Genomic DNA, 13,043 nt, shown 5'->3' with positions numbered 1-13,043 from the left:
ATCGCGACCGTGTCCCCATGGGCCCCATGGGGACACGGTCTCAGGTATCGAGCTCGGCCAGGACGCTGAATTGCAGGGCGTCGGCGTCGGCGAGGAAGACCGGTTGCGTGGTGTGCGCACCACGCACCCGGACCTCACCGCGCGGGCCGCCGTAACTGACCTGTGCGGCATGTCTTTCGATGGTGCGCAGATCCAGGCTGCGGGCGGCTTCGGCGAGGGAGGCGAACAGCAGCATGCCCTCGTAGCAGGATTCACCGATATTGTTCAGCGCGGGTGCGCAGGTGCCGAAGCGGCGTACGTAGCGACTGCCGAAATCCATGCCCTCGGGCGAGACCACGCTTTCGAAATAGCCTGAGGCGGTGTGCAATCCGCGGGTGCTGTCCGGTCCGCCGGCGTAGAGGACGTCTTCGCCGATCATCATGCTCAGCCGCAGTCTGCCGTCGTCCAGCCCGGCGCGTGCGAAGGCCCGATTGAAGGCCGCGCAGTCCGCGCCGACCATGAACAGCAGGACGCCCTGCGCCGGGGAGTTGCGAATCAGTTCGAGGGCGCGGCCGAAACGCCTGCTGCCCAGCGGGACGTATTCTTCGCCGACCACATCGATATCGGTGCCGGCAGTGAATTCCTTTGTCGCCCGCGCTGTTTCGCGTGGCCACACGTAATCGTTGCCGATCACACACCAGCGCCGGATGCCGAATTCGCTGCGCAGCCAGCGCAATGCCGGGAACAGCTGCTGATCGGGGGTCTCGCCGACCATGTAGACGCCGTCGGAATTCTCGCCGCCCTCGTAGAAAGTGGTGTAGACGTAGGGAATTCGGCCCGCGGTCTGCGGTGTGATGACCTTGCGGGCATTGGACAGATGCCAGCCGACCACACCGTCTATCTCACCGCCGTCGACCATCCGGCCGATCTGAGCGGACAATTGCGGCAGGGGCGCACCGGAATCGATCGGATGCAGCCGCACCGGGCGATCCAGAATGCCGCCCATCGCATTGATGTCCTCGACAGCGAGTGCGGCGCACGCCTCCGAGGACGGCCCGAACATGCCCGCAGGGCCGCTCAGTGGCACGACCAGCGCGATATCCACCGTTGTGCGCGCGGTGCGAGAAACCAAGGGTGCCATGGAAATCACCACCGTATATTTCCATTTGAATCTTTACCATACGGCGTTGTATATAGTGCTGTGGTGGACGATAGCACTGCGCCCGCCGCGCTGGAGGAGTTGGCGCGACTGGTGCGCCTGGCATCACAGGAATTGGATCGCGCGATCGCGGCCTGCATCGGGGAAACCTCCGTCGGTCGTTGGCATGTGCTGGGCGCCGTCGCTGCGGGAGGTGGGCGCTCCATGTCGCAGATCGCGGAGGCGACCCTGCTCACCGGCGCCAGCCTCACGCGCCTGATCGACGCGATGATCTCCGACAATCTGGTGCACCGCAAGGTGGACGATGCCGACCGCCGCCGGGTGCTCGTCTTCCCGACCCGTCGCGGCCTGATCACCTACCAGGTGATGAGCAAGGCCATCACCGAGAGCGGCCTGGATCTGCTCGGCGCCGACAGCCGCCTGCCCCGGGCGCTGACCACCCTGATCGATCGAGTGCACACGACCGAGTCCGCGCCCGTCTGAGGTTCGCTGCCCGGCATGACAGTTGTCATGGCGAGGAGGTGATGGTTGGCAGATCTGGCGGAGCCCGTTCGTCCGTAGCGTCATTTCTGGTAGCGCACAGTCGAACTAACAGGGGAGTCGCCGAAATGGCCGCCATCGAAACCACCGGGACCGCATCGCACGGGCAGTCCGCCGCGTCGCCGGAGCCGGCCCGCCCGGGTATCGGTCGCATGCTCGCTCCGATCCTGCGGGACGTCGCGATTCCGACGCTCGCCTACTTCGTCCTGCACTGGCTCGGATACTCCGATTTCATCGCCCTGCTGGCCGGTGCGATCGTTTCGGCGGTCATGGTGGGCATTCCGGCAATCCGGGCGCGGAAGCTCGACGCCATGGCCGCGCTGGTGCTCGCGGTCTTCATCATCGGCCTCGTCGGCTCGCTGATCAGCGGCGATCCCCGCATCATGATCATCAAGGATTCGTTCGGCACCTCCGTCATCGGGCTCGCCTTCCTGATCAGCGCCCTGGTGGGTAAGCCGCTGACCTATGCGGCGGCGCGCAAGGCGATGGCCACCTCGGCTCCGCATCGGCTGCCCATTCTGGAGTCGACCTACGAGAACGATCCGAATGCGCGGCGCAGTTACCGGAACCTGGCGATGCTCTGGGGCGGCGGCCTGCTCGCCGAGGCGATCCTGCGCGTGGTGCTCGCCTACCAGCTGCCGGTGCACACCATGGCCTGGCTGGGCAGCGTGCTGATCGTGGTCACCATCACCACGCTGATGATGATCAGTGCCCGCACGATCAAGCGATTGCGCAAGAACGCGGAATAGCACGAATCGCAGTATGAGGGCCCGGTCCGGATGGACCGGGCCTTCGGTGTTTCCGGGGTGCTGCGAATATGAGTGAGGCGGCTGCAAATTTAAGCGGCTGTGATTAACTGCCGGGGGTAGGTGGAGCGCCGCTCGTAACGGGCGGCGGTCACCGGAACGTCGAACGGAGCAGTGATGAGCGTGGCGAAGGGGCCCGTCACCCAGATCGCCTGGGTGGTCGCCGATGTGGGGCAGACCGAGAAGTTCCTGGGCGCGGCGCTCGGGGCGCAGCGCTGGACCCGAATGCCGGATATCCACTTCGGGCCCGAAACCTGTACCTACCGTGGGGAACCCGCGGATTTCACGGCGCACATCTCGCTGTCCTACAGCGGAGACACCCAGCTGGAGCTGATCCAGCCGGTGCGCGGCGCCTCGATCTACACCGAATTCCTGGAGCAGAGCGGGCCGGGGCTGCACCACATCTGCACCGAACCGGACGATTTCGATGCCGCGCTGCGGGAAGCGGCCGCACAGGGCATCCCCGTGGTGCAGCAGGGCACTATGGGTGGGCAGATGCGGTTCGCCTATCTGGACGGCGGTGACGCCGGGGTGCCGTTCCTCGAACTCGCGGAGGTCGGTACCAATATGCGGACGTTCTTCGAACAGATCAAGAGGGAAGCGCAGTGAGCACACAGATACCGGAAATCATTGCGGCGGAGTCGATTACCGAGTGGACCGCCGAAGTCGACGTGCTGGTGGCGGGCTTCGGCATCGCGGGCGGCTGCGCGGCGGTGGAGGCCGCGGCACAGGGTGCGCGGGTGCTGGTGCTGGAGCGCGCGGCGGTCGCCGGCGGCACCACGGCGCTGGCCGGCGGGCATTTCTACCTCGGCGGCGGCACCGCGGTACAGCAGGCGACCGGGCACGCCGATTCGGCCGACGAGATGTACAAGTACCTGATGGCGGTGGCTCGCGAACCCGAACCGGAGAAGATTCGTGCCTACTGCGATGGCAGCACCGCGCATTTCGAATGGCTGGAGGGGCTCGGCTTCGAATTCGAGCGCAGCTACTACCCGGAGAAGGCGGTGATCCAGTCCGGAACACAGGGGCTGATGTACACCGGCAACGAGAAGGTCTGGCCGTATCGCGAGCAGGCCGTACCGGCCCCGCGCGGGCACAAGGTGCCGGTGCCCGGTGATACCCAGGGCGCGGCGCTGGTGATCGAACTGCTGGTCAAGCGGGCCGCCCAGCTCCGCGTCGAGGTGCAGTACGAGACCGGCGTGACCAATCTGATCGCCGATGCCGACGGCGCCATCATCGGCGTGAAGTGGCGGCGGCCGGGCGAAACCGGTGCGGTGCGGGCGACATCGGTGGTGCTCGCCGCCGGTGGGTTCGTCATGAATGCGGAGATGGTCGCCGAGCATGTGCCGCAGCTCGCCGAGAAGCCGTTCGTCCTGGGCACCACCTATGACGACGGACTCGGCATCCGGCTCGGCATCTCGGCCGGGGCCGCGACACGGAATATGGATCAGGCGTTCGTGACCGCGCCGGTGTATCCGCCGTCCAAGCTGCTCACCGGCATTGTGGTTAATCGTGAGGGGAAGCGGTTCGTCTCCGAGGACTCCTACCACTCCCGCACCTCGGCGTTCGCGCTCGAACAGCCCGGCGCGGCAGCGTATCTCATTGTCGACTCGGAGCATATGGAGCGGCCGAATTTCCCCCTCGCCCCGTTCATCGACGGCTGGGAGTCCGTCGAGGAGATGGCCGCCGGGCTCGGAATCCCTTATGAGGCACTGCAATCCACGCTCGACCGGTACAACACACATGCCGCCAAGGGTGAGGATCCGGACTTCCACAAGGGCGCCGAATGGCTGCAGCCGCAGGACAACGGTCCCTGGGGCGCCTTCGACCTGACCCTGGGCAAGGCGCTGTACGCCGGGTTCACCCTCGGCGGATTGTGGACCTCCGTGAACGGAGAGGTCCTGCGCGACAACGGTTCACCGGTCTCCGGCCTGTATGCCGCGGGCGCAAACGGCTCAACCCTGGCCCAGGACGGCAAGGGCTACGCCAGCGGCACCCAACTCGGCTCCGGATCCTTCTTCGGCCGCCGCACCGGACTTCACGCGGCCAGCCGCTCCAACTGACGCAGCAGCTCCGAGGCGGTCACGGCATCCAACACCCCGAACTCCCCGCCTCGGAGCTGCACCGCCACAATCCGCTGCTCCTCGACCTCATACCGATAACCACCCTGAATCCCCGGCGTCAGCGTGACCATCACCTCGCGCCTCGGAGTGAACCGCCGAAACAGGGCAGTATGCGACAACTCCCAACCTTGCTGCTGCACAACGTAAATCCGCTTCGTCGGCACCCGCCGATCCACGAAGCGAATCAGCTCATCGGCGACCGCTTCCTCGGGTGTGAACCGATACACGCCGCGATTCAACTGGTCGAACGGCTGGCGCAATTCGTCGCGGGCGAAGAGTCCGCGCCACTGCTCGAGCTTGCCTTCCAGGTGCAGCGGATGGGCTACGCCGATCAACGCATCGGCGGGTAGCTCCTGAGAAGCGCCGTCGACGTCGACCAGGCCGAGGTCCTTCGTGATCCGGAACGATCCGATCGCTGCCTCCTCGGCGTCGAACATCGCCCAGACCAGCTGCCGCGCAACCGGTCCCAACACCGGATGGTCGACCACGAGCGCACGAAAGGCATCGGCCCGCCACCGCCGACCATCGACCATGGCGGACTCCAGCCGCCGCGTCTGTTCGGTTGTCATACCGGTCGCCCCACCGCCTTCCGTCTGCCTGCAGCGGGTGTCAGTCGCTGACTATGAGCGAAACCGCAATGGGGACAAGCATGTCGACGAGTTCGCTGACCGGGGGGCGGGGGTCCGACAGGAGCCATTCGTGGGCGAGGCCGTTGACGGCGCCGATCAGGGCGCTGCCTGCCATGTCGGAGTTGCCGCGGATGCGGGCGCCGGGGCCGGCGAGGGGTTCCAGGGCGGCGCGGATGGTGGCGATCCAGACGTGGCGGCGGGCGCGGCGGTGTTCTTCCATGGCTTGGCTGACGCCTACTACTTCGACGAAGGCGACCTTGGCGCGGTAGGGGTCGGCGCCTACCGATTCGAGGAAGGCGGACAGGACCAGGGTGACCGTCTCGCGGGGGTCCGGGTCGGGGCCGAGGGTGCTCAGGGCGGCGGCGAGGGCGGCGGCCGCTGCGTCCTGGATTTGGTCGTAGGCGGCGACGAGGACGTCTTCGCGGGTGGCGAACTCCTCGTAGAACTGGCGCTTGGACAGGCCGGCGGCGGCGCACACATCGGCCAGTGAGCAGTTGGCGTAGCCGCGGTCGCCGAAGATCTGGATGGCGGCGTCGAGAAAACGCTGCCGGCGTTCGGCTTTCCGCTCGGTGACGGCACGGCCGCCGTACTGCCTGCCCTCGATCGTCACTGCCTGCCCTCGATGGTCACTGGCTGCCCTCGGGTTTCACTGCCTGCCTTCGGTGTATCGCGCTCTACTTATGGTCCGCACCAAAGGTAACGGGGGAGTGCCGGGAATTCAGCGACGGGGACGCAAACCGTCCAACATGTGGGTCACGGTTTCTTCGAACAGCCCGTCCGCATCCTCGGCGGTCACGAAGCCCGAGCCGACGAAGGTCGCCAGCCCCTGCAGGGCCGCCATGGCGGACAGGCAGATTCGCCGCGGATCACCGGCAACCACCTCGCCGAACTCCTGGCCGTCGGTGATCATGGCGAACGGCGTGGCGAGCGCCTTGCCCACCGCGGCCTCGATGGCCGGGGTCTGGCGGCTCTTGCGCGCGAACATGACCGCCAGCAATTCCGGATTGTCGATGGCGAAGCGCATATAGGCGCGCGCCACGGCGGTGACCCGCTCCAGCAGGGTTCCGGAGGCCGCGATGATTTCGAAGGAGGCGCCGAGCCGTTCGAAACCTGCGACCGCGAGTGCGTCCAGCAGTGCCTGCTTATCGCGGAAGTGCCGGCTCGGGGCGGCATGCGAAACACCGGTATCGCGGGCGAGCTGCCGCAGCGAGAGCCCGTCGATCCCGCCGCGGCGCAGCAGTGTTTCGGCGCGGCGCAGCAGTTCGGCTCGGAGGTCGCCGTGGTGATACGAGCGCTGGGCGACGGCGGTGTCATGACGAGACATGGTCAGTGCAGGATATCGGACACACTCCGAGATGTTGGCATTGACTACTTTGTTGTCAGTGCCTACATTTGCGAGTGTTATGACGAAAAACAGTGTGCCGCTGCGCGGCTGGATCGGACCGGTCCTGGTGGTCACCCTGCTGGCTGCGCTGATGGGGACGATGTACCTGGGATACACCTCCGATCCCGAGAAAAACCTGCACGATTTCTCCATCGCGCTGGTGAATCAGGACAATGGCGACGTCCTGGACGGCAAGCCGATGAATATCGGCAACCAGATCACCGACGCGCTGACCTCGAAGATTCCGGCCGACAAGATCGACCTGCGAGTGATCGGCATCAGCGAATCCCAGCGACTGCTGTCCGACGGCCGCCTCTACGGCGAAATCGTCATCCCGAGCGACTTCACCAAACGGCTCACCATTCTGGCCACGGCCTCGGTGGTGCCCGGTGATATCGAGCGGCCCGTCATCACCGTGCACACCAATCCGCGCGCGAGCACCTACTCCGCGTCGATCGTGCAGCGCATTACCGATCAGGCCATGGCCCAGGTCAACGACACCGTCGGCGCGCAGCTCACCGCCCAGGTCAAGGCGAAACTGCAGCCCGCCCCGGGCGTGGCGCCCACCGAACTCAGCGGCGCGGCCCGATTGCAGCTGGCCAAGCCGATCGACGTCAGCGTCAGCGCCTTCCACCCGCTGCCCGAGGGCACCGGCCAGGGTCTGTCGGCCTTCTTCTACACCCTCATCCTGCTGTTCATCGGATTCAGCGGGGCCATGATCATTCACTCCATGGTCGACAATGTGCTCGGCTACGTGCCCGCCGAATACGGCCCCTGGTACCGGCACATTCCGCCGGTGGCCATCTCGCGCTGGCGCACCCTGCTGGTGAAGTGGGCCATGGCGGTGGTGATCGCGCCGATTTCCTCGGGCGTGTTCCTCGGCATCGCGACGCTGCTCGATATGCCGATCGAACATGTACTGCCGCTGTTCCTCTACGGCACCCTCGCCATCATCGCGGTCTGCGTGACGGGCCTGTCGGTGCTGGCCGCCTTCGGCACCGCCGGCCTGCTGATCAATATGATCGTGTTCGTGGTGCTGGGCCTGCCGTCCTCCTCGGGCACCATCCCCATCGAGGCGACCCCGCGCTATATCGCGTTCCTCGCGAATTTCGAACCCATGCACCAGATCTACCTGGCCGTGCGCTCGCTGCTCTACTTCGACGGACATCTCGAAGCCGGTTTGAGCACCGGTCTGTGGATGACGCTGTTCGGACTCACCGCCGGTCTGCTGCTCGGTGCGATCGCCACCCACAGTTACGATCTGCGCGGCCTGTCGCGACTCGGCGTGTCGCACAAGCCCGAGGAAGACGTGCTGGTGGAGTAGTCCTGTGCAGATCAGGGTTACCGAGAACGGCCCGTATCGCGTCACCGGCGCGGTCCCGCTCGCGACGCAGACCATCGGCACCGATGATGCGGGCACCTCGCGGGAGTGGCTGGCGGGTGCGCCCGTCGAAACACCGGGCGACAATTACAGCCTGTGCCGATGCGGCCATTCGAACAAGAAACCGTTCTGCGACGGCACGCACGCCAAGATCGGATTCGACGGTACCGAAGTCGCCACGCGCGCAACGTATCTCGCGCAGGCCACCGAACAGGACGGCCCCGAGGTCACCCTGACCGACGCGCAGCAACTGTGCGCGTTCGCCCGCTTCTGCGATGCCGACGGCCAGGTCTGGAATCTGGTGGAACAGCCGGGCGCACAGGCCGCAGCCGCCACCACGCAGCAATCGCAGGACTGTCCGTCCGGTCGCCTGGTCGCCTCGAATCTGGCCGAGCGCACCGCATTGGAGCCGGAACTTCCGAAATCCATTGCACTGGTCGAGGATCCGGCCCAGGGTGTCAGTGGACCGCTGTGGGTGCGCGGCGGCATTCAGGTCACCGCGGCAGACGGGGCCGACTACGAGGTGCGCAACCGGGTGACGCTGTGCCGCTGCGGCGCATCGCGCAACAAGCCGTTCTGCGACGGCAGTCACGCCGCCATCGGCTTCACCGACGCTCCGGGCTGACCGATTGGGGCCGAACGACTTTCGGCCCGCACCGCTCAGTGCGCGGACGTGGCCGTGAAACCGCGCGGCACCAGCACCACCGTCAGCACCGCCACCGCGCCCACCATGGCGGCGGAGATCCACGAGGTGGTGGTGAGGGCGGAATCGTAGGCGTGCTGGGCGATTTCGAGAATGTGCGCTCCGGCCGGTCCGCCGACCTGATCCGCTACATAGGCCGCACCGCCGACCGAACCGCGGGCGGTGTCGAGCTGCTCGCCCCGCAGCGGCAGATCCGTCATATGCGAGACGAACAGGCGGCCGTGGATACTGCCCAGCAGCGCCACACCCAGGCCGATGCCCAATTCGTAGTTGGTCTCCTCCACCGCGCCCGCCATTCCGGCCCGCTCCGGCGGCACCGCGGACACCAGAACCGCTGCGGCAGTGGTGATTGCGAGCCCGTCACCGAGACCGAGCGTGAACAGCACCAGGGCCACCACCGGATAGGTGGTGTCCGGCACGGCCGCCAGCACCGCGAAACCCACGGCGACCGCACCCAGTGCGAAGCCCATCAGGGCGCGCACACCGATCCGCTGCAGCAGCCACGGCGTCGACAGCGATCCGAGCAGCATGGCGACCGCCGCGGGCAGGGTGCGCAGCCCCGCCTCCGACGGCGTGAAGCCGTGAATGTACTGCAGCCACAACGAGATCAGGAACAGCGCCGCGCCGATGGCGAGCATGGCCAGCAGTGTCGCCAGCGCCGCCGCGGTGAAGGCGCGATTGCGGAACAGCCGCACATCCAGCAGCGGATCGGGAGACTTCAGCTGGCGGTAGGTGAACAGCCCCAGCAGCAGGAGCGCGGCGGCCAGGATCACGAGATCGACCGGCGCCGGATTGCCCTTGGCCACATGCTTGATGCCCCAGGCGAGTGCGACGATGCCGAGCACCGACAGCAACGCGCTGAACCAATCCAGCCTGCCGTGTTGTGGCGCACGGTATTCCGGCAGCAGCCACAGTCCGGCCACCACGGTGAACACCACCACCGGCACATTCAGCCAGAAGGCCGCGGACCAGCCGAAGGACTGCACCAGATGCCCGCCGACCAGTGGCCCGATGGCCGCGCCCGCGCCCGCCACCGAGGCCCAGATGCCGATGGCCTGGGTGCGCTCGTGATCGTCGGTGAAGATAGTGCGGATGATCGAGAGCGTGGACGGCATCACCATGGCGCCGCCGACGCCGAGCAGGGCGCGCCCGGCGATCAGCTGCATGGGCGTATGCGAGGTGGCGGCGACCACCGAGGCCAGGCCGAACAGCAGGAAGCCGGCGATGAACAGGCGCTTGCGGCCGAATCGGTCACCGATCGCACCGCAGGTGATGAGCAGACCGCCCAGCACCAGGCCGTAGAGATCGACGATCCACAGCTGCTGCATGGGGCTGGGATCCATATGGTCGATCAGCGACGGCAGCGCCACATTCAGGATCGTGGCGTCCATGGCGACCAGCAGCAGGCTCGCGCACAGCACCGCGAGCATCGCCCAGCGGCCGGGTAGCGGGGCACGGCCGCTGTCGGGTAGGTGCTGCGCCAACTGCCGGGGTGGGATGCGACCCACGTTCCCGCCTCCTCGAATAGGTACTCACGACGTGCCAGCAACGCTCTGGCTAGCACCCTATCGCCGATCCCGGGAGGCGGCGGAAATCGCTGTTATCGGTTGTCGAGCTCTTCGGTTTTCGCGGCCCGCTGCGTAGCGAGCAGATCGCGGATCTCGGCAAGCAGCTCCAGCTCGGTGGGATCGGCCTTGACGGTCGGCTTGACGAGCCGTGACTTGAGATGCGTCATCGGCAGGATCAGCACGAAGTAGAGCACCGCCGCGACCGTCACGAAATTGATGCCGGCGCTGATGATCGGGCCGAGCGCCACGAAGGTCGAGGGCTTGTTCGCCAGGATCTGGAAGCCCAGGCCGAATTCGCTATTACCCCCAGCTGTGGCCAATAGTGGCTCTACCAGCCCTTTTGTCACCGAGGTGACGATGGCGGTGAAGGCGGTACCCATGACCACCGCGACCGCCAGGTCGATGACATTGCCCCTCATCAGAAAGTTCTTGAAGCCCTTGAGCATGACGCAGGAAATCCAATCCGTGACGAATCCGTAATCTTCTGCGCCGAAGTCTAGGGGGTGCCGTTACCGCCGTTGGTACATGGCACGCCCCGATTGGTCACCGTCACATTCTGGTCAGTTTGTGATCAGTCCAGGTGTGCCGGACTCTGCTCGGCCCGGAAGGTGCGGACCAGCGCCCAGCACATGGCCAACATAACCACGCTGAACGGCAGCGCGATGAGGATTGCCACGGTCTGCAGCGTCGTGAGTGCCGCAATGCCCGTGCCACTGGCAAGTAGCAACGCAATAGCTACCGCTCCTTGCGCCAAGGTCCAGAACACCCGGCTCCAGACCGGCGGGTTCGGATTGCCGCCCGAGGACAGCATGTTCACCACCAGCGCGCCGGAATCGGCCGAGGTGACGAAGAACAGCACGATCACCAGAATGGCCAGGCCCGCGGTGATGCTGCCGCCCGGCAGCGTATTCAGCATGGCGAACAGCGCACTGTCGCGGTCCGGCCCGTCCGGCCCGACAAGTCCGCCGCCGCCGAACATTTCCCGATGCAGGCCCGCGCCGCCGAAGACCGCGAACCAGACGAAGGTCAGCAGCGTCGGCACCAGCAATACCCCGGCCACGAATTCGCGCACGGTGCGGCCGCGCGAGATGCGCGCGATGAACACGCCGACAAACGGCGCCCAGGAGATCCACCAGCCCCAGTAGAAAACCGTCCACTGCTGGGTCCAGGCTGTACCGCTCGGACCCTCGGTCGCGCCGGTGTAGAGGCTGATCTTGGGCAGCGACTGGATATAGGAGCCGAAATTCTGCACCAGGTCATTGACGATGAACAGCGTCGGCCCGGCCACCAGCACGTACAGCAGCAGCAATCCGGCCACGCTCATATTCGCCTGGGACAGCAACTTGATGCCCTTGTCCACACCCGTCACCACCGAAATGGTCGCCAGCGCGGTCACCACGATGATCAGCACCACCTGCAGGCCCTTACCCGGCTCATGTAGCCACCCTTGGTAATTCAGGCCAGCCGAGATCTGCAGAATGCCCAGCCCCAGTGAGGTCGCCACGCCGAAGACGGTGCCGATGACCGCCACGATGTCGATGACATCGCCGGACCAGCCGCGAATCCGGTCGCCCAGCAACGACTCCAGCGACCAGCGGATGGATACCGGATGCCCCTTGCGATGCATCGAATACGCGAGCGCCAGGCCGACCACCACATAGATCGCCCACGGGTGAATTCCCCAGTGCAGGAAGGTCTGCACCATGGCGGAGTCGGCGCGCTGCGCGGGCGAGGACCCCACACCGGGCCGTGGATCGTCGTAGTGGAACAGCGGTTCGGCCACGCCCCAGAACACCAGGCCGATGCCCATTCCCGCGGCGAAGAGCATGGAAAGCCAAGCGCCGATCGAGTATTCGGCCCGCTCGCCGTCCGGGCCGAGCGGGATGTCACCGAAGCGGCCCACGCCCAGCCAGATCGCGAAGACCACGAACAGTGAGACGATGACGATGTAGTACCAGCCGAAGCCGCCGATAACATTGTCCTGCAGCGCTTTCGCCTGCCGGGCGGCGGTATCGCGAAAGACGATGGCATACACCGTGAATGCCGTGACCACGATGGCCGACGGCCAGAACACCCTGGGCGCCACCGCTGCTCGTGAATGGACGGGAGTCGAGCCGGATGATGTGCTCGGTGCGCTCACGTGGAGTGTCCTCTGTCGAGTGCGGGAGATCGGACTCCGATACGGAACAACCCCGATCCCGGCCGCAGCCCGGGATCGGGGTTGTCTCGATTACTTGCCGCTGACCTTGTCCTTCATGGCGGTCACGATCTCGTTGACCGCCGCCATGACGTCCTGAGCCGCATGCTCGAGGTTGGCGCGCACCTGTTCGAGGGTGCCCTGCATATCCTCGGTATTGAGCTTGTCGGCGAACGCCTTCGCCATATCGGCGAGGTCGGCCGCCGCGGAGCTGGCCCGGTCCGCGAGCTCGGCGGCCGCGCCGCTGGCCCGTTCGGCGAGTTGCCCGGCGGCGACCCCGGCCTTATCGGCCAGACCCTCCGCGGAATCGCCGAGTTCGTCAGGTGTCGGCATGGCGGCCCGCTACTTCGAGCCGCCGAGCTTTTCCTTCATCTTGTCGACGAAGCCGCCGACCTTCTCCTTGACGTCCTCGCCCGCGTGCTCGAGGCGGTCCTTCATCTGATCGCCCATGCTCTCGGCCTTGTCCGCAGCATCTTTCGCGGCGTCCTTGGCTTGATCGGTCGCATCGTTGATCTTGTCGTTGAAATCAGACATCGAAACCTCCTACGTGTGGTCACACCCGGGTCGGGCGTAC

Annotated in this window: 15 protein-coding genes; 6 read left to right on the top strand and 9 right to left on the bottom strand. The window is 66.1% G+C overall.

The window, feature by feature from the left end; genetic code table 11:
- Window positions 1-40: 40 nt before the first annotated feature.
- Window positions 41-1,120, bottom strand: coding sequence for a substrate-binding domain-containing protein (locus ABZX86_RS00395; protein ID WP_355118551.1), 1,080 nt, complete (start codon window positions 1,118-1,120; stop codon window positions 41-43).
- Window positions 1,121-1,183: 63 nt separating this feature from the next.
- On the opposite strand from ABZX86_RS00395, the gene ABZX86_RS00390 reads away from it, so the two are divergent.
- The 4 genes from ABZX86_RS00390 to ABZX86_RS00375 all read left to right on the top strand — a co-directional run bounded on the left by ABZX86_RS00390 (window position 1,184) and on the right by ABZX86_RS00375 (window position 4,547).
- Complete coding sequence (locus ABZX86_RS00390) at window positions 1,184-1,621, top strand: MarR family transcriptional regulator (protein ID WP_355118549.1); 438 nt, start codon at window positions 1,184-1,186, stop codon at window positions 1,619-1,621.
- Window positions 1,622-1,746: 125 nt separating this feature from the next.
- Window positions 1,747-2,427 carry a VC0807 family protein gene (locus ABZX86_RS00385; RefSeq protein WP_355118547.1) on the top strand — a complete coding sequence of 227 codons (681 nt, stop codon included), beginning with the start codon at window positions 1,747-1,749 and terminating at the stop codon, window positions 2,425-2,427.
- A gap of 174 nt (window positions 2,428-2,601) precedes the next feature.
- Window positions 2,602-3,093 (top strand): VOC family protein, encoded by a 492-nt coding sequence (locus tag ABZX86_RS00380; RefSeq protein ID WP_355118545.1) that lies wholly within the window; start codon window positions 2,602-2,604, stop codon window positions 3,091-3,093.
- A complete protein-coding gene (locus ABZX86_RS00375) occupies window positions 3,090-4,547 on the top strand; it encodes an FAD-binding protein (RefSeq protein ID WP_355118543.1) in 1,458 nt (485 codons plus the stop codon). Before ABZX86_RS00380 ends, ABZX86_RS00375 begins: the two co-directional genes overlap by 4 nt.
- On the opposite strand, the gene ABZX86_RS00370 is transcribed toward ABZX86_RS00375, so the two are convergent.
- The 3 genes from ABZX86_RS00370 to ABZX86_RS00360 all read right to left on the bottom strand — a co-directional run bounded on the left by ABZX86_RS00370 (window position 4,523) and on the right by ABZX86_RS00360 (window position 6,560).
- Window positions 4,523-5,176 (bottom strand): DUF4132 domain-containing protein, encoded by a 654-nt coding sequence (locus ABZX86_RS00370; RefSeq protein ID WP_355118541.1) that lies wholly within the window; start codon window positions 5,174-5,176, stop codon window positions 4,523-4,525. The genes ABZX86_RS00375 and ABZX86_RS00370 overlap by 25 nt on opposite strands.
- A gap of 40 nt (window positions 5,177-5,216) precedes the next feature.
- On the bottom strand, window positions 5,217-5,846 hold the full coding sequence (locus ABZX86_RS00365) for a TetR/AcrR family transcriptional regulator (RefSeq protein WP_327141617.1): 630 nt from the start codon (window positions 5,844-5,846) through the stop codon (window positions 5,217-5,219).
- Window positions 5,847-5,954: 108 nt separating this feature from the next.
- A complete protein-coding gene (locus tag ABZX86_RS00360) occupies window positions 5,955-6,560 on the bottom strand; it encodes a TetR/AcrR family transcriptional regulator (RefSeq protein ID WP_355118538.1) in 606 nt (201 codons plus the stop codon).
- Between the two features lie 79 nt (window positions 6,561-6,639).
- On the opposite strand from ABZX86_RS00360, the gene ABZX86_RS00355 reads away from it, so the two are divergent.
- A complete protein-coding gene (locus tag ABZX86_RS00355; protein ID WP_355118536.1) occupies window positions 6,640-7,944 on the top strand; it encodes a DUF3533 domain-containing protein in 1,305 nt (434 codons plus the stop codon).
- Between the two features lie 4 nt (window positions 7,945-7,948).
- On the top strand, window positions 7,949-8,626 hold the full coding sequence (locus ABZX86_RS00350; protein ID WP_355118534.1) for a CDGSH iron-sulfur domain-containing protein: 678 nt from the start codon (window positions 7,949-7,951) through the stop codon (window positions 8,624-8,626).
- A gap of 35 nt (window positions 8,627-8,661) precedes the next feature.
- Here the strand turns inward: ABZX86_RS00350 and ABZX86_RS00345 are convergent, their stop codons facing one another.
- The 5 genes from ABZX86_RS00345 to ABZX86_RS00325 form a co-directional block, all read right to left on the bottom strand.
- Complete coding sequence (locus ABZX86_RS00345; RefSeq protein ID WP_355118532.1) at window positions 8,662-10,212, bottom strand: MFS transporter; 1,551 nt, start codon at window positions 10,210-10,212, stop codon at window positions 8,662-8,664.
- A 92-nt stretch (window positions 10,213-10,304) separates the two neighbouring features.
- Window positions 10,305-10,718, bottom strand: coding sequence for a large conductance mechanosensitive channel protein MscL (gene mscL, locus ABZX86_RS00340; protein WP_355118530.1), 414 nt, complete (start codon window positions 10,716-10,718; stop codon window positions 10,305-10,307).
- Between the two features lie 125 nt (window positions 10,719-10,843).
- Entirely contained in the window at window positions 10,844-12,358 is a 1,515-nt protein-coding gene (locus tag ABZX86_RS00335) for a BCCT family transporter (protein WP_355118528.1), read from the bottom strand.
- A gap of 144 nt (window positions 12,359-12,502) precedes the next feature.
- Window positions 12,503-12,802, bottom strand: a complete 300-nt coding sequence (locus ABZX86_RS00330) for a hypothetical protein (RefSeq protein WP_355118526.1) — start codon at window positions 12,800-12,802, stop codon at window positions 12,503-12,505.
- Window positions 12,803-12,811: 9 nt separating this feature from the next.
- Window positions 12,812-13,003 (bottom strand): hypothetical protein, encoded by a 192-nt coding sequence (locus ABZX86_RS00325; RefSeq protein WP_355118524.1) that lies wholly within the window; start codon window positions 13,001-13,003, stop codon window positions 12,812-12,814.
- Between the last annotated feature and the right edge of the window lie 40 nt (window positions 13,004-13,043).

Origin of the sequence: Nocardia sp. NPDC006630, assembly GCF_040611495.1 — a bacterium.
In the GTDB taxonomy this organism is placed as follows: domain Bacteria; phylum Actinomycetota; class Actinomycetes; order Mycobacteriales; family Mycobacteriaceae; genus Nocardia.
This window is presented reverse-complemented; position numbering and strand designations above follow the sequence as displayed.

Excerpts from the sequence above, each read along its gene's own strand:
- ABZX86_RS00395 (WP_355118551.1), bottom strand. The coding sequence starts at position 1,120 with ATGGCACCCTTGGTTTCTCGCACCGCGCGCACAACGGTGGATATCGCG.
- ABZX86_RS00385 (WP_355118547.1), top strand. The coding sequence starts at position 1,747 with ATGGCCGCCATCGAAACCACCGGGACCGCATCGCACGGGCAGTCCGCC.
- ABZX86_RS00380 (WP_355118545.1), top strand. The coding sequence starts at position 2,602 with ATGAGCGTGGCGAAGGGGCCCGTCACCCAGATCGCCTGGGTGGTCGCC.
- ABZX86_RS00370 (WP_355118541.1), bottom strand. The coding sequence starts at position 5,176 with ATGACAACCGAACAGACGCGGCGGCTGGAGTCCGCCATGGTCGATGGT.
- ABZX86_RS00360 (WP_355118538.1), bottom strand. The coding sequence starts at position 6,560 with ATGTCTCGTCATGACACCGCCGTCGCCCAGCGCTCGTATCACCACGGC.
- ABZX86_RS00355 (WP_355118536.1), top strand. The coding sequence starts at position 6,640 with ATGACGAAAAACAGTGTGCCGCTGCGCGGCTGGATCGGACCGGTCCTG.
- mscL (WP_355118530.1), bottom strand. The coding sequence starts at position 10,718 with ATGCTCAAGGGCTTCAAGAACTTTCTGATGAGGGGCAATGTCATCGAC.
- ABZX86_RS00330 (WP_355118526.1), bottom strand. The coding sequence starts at position 12,802 with ATGCCGACACCTGACGAACTCGGCGATTCCGCGGAGGGTCTGGCCGAT.
- ABZX86_RS00325 (WP_355118524.1), bottom strand. The coding sequence starts at position 13,003 with ATGTCTGATTTCAACGACAAGATCAACGATGCGACCGATCAAGCCAAG.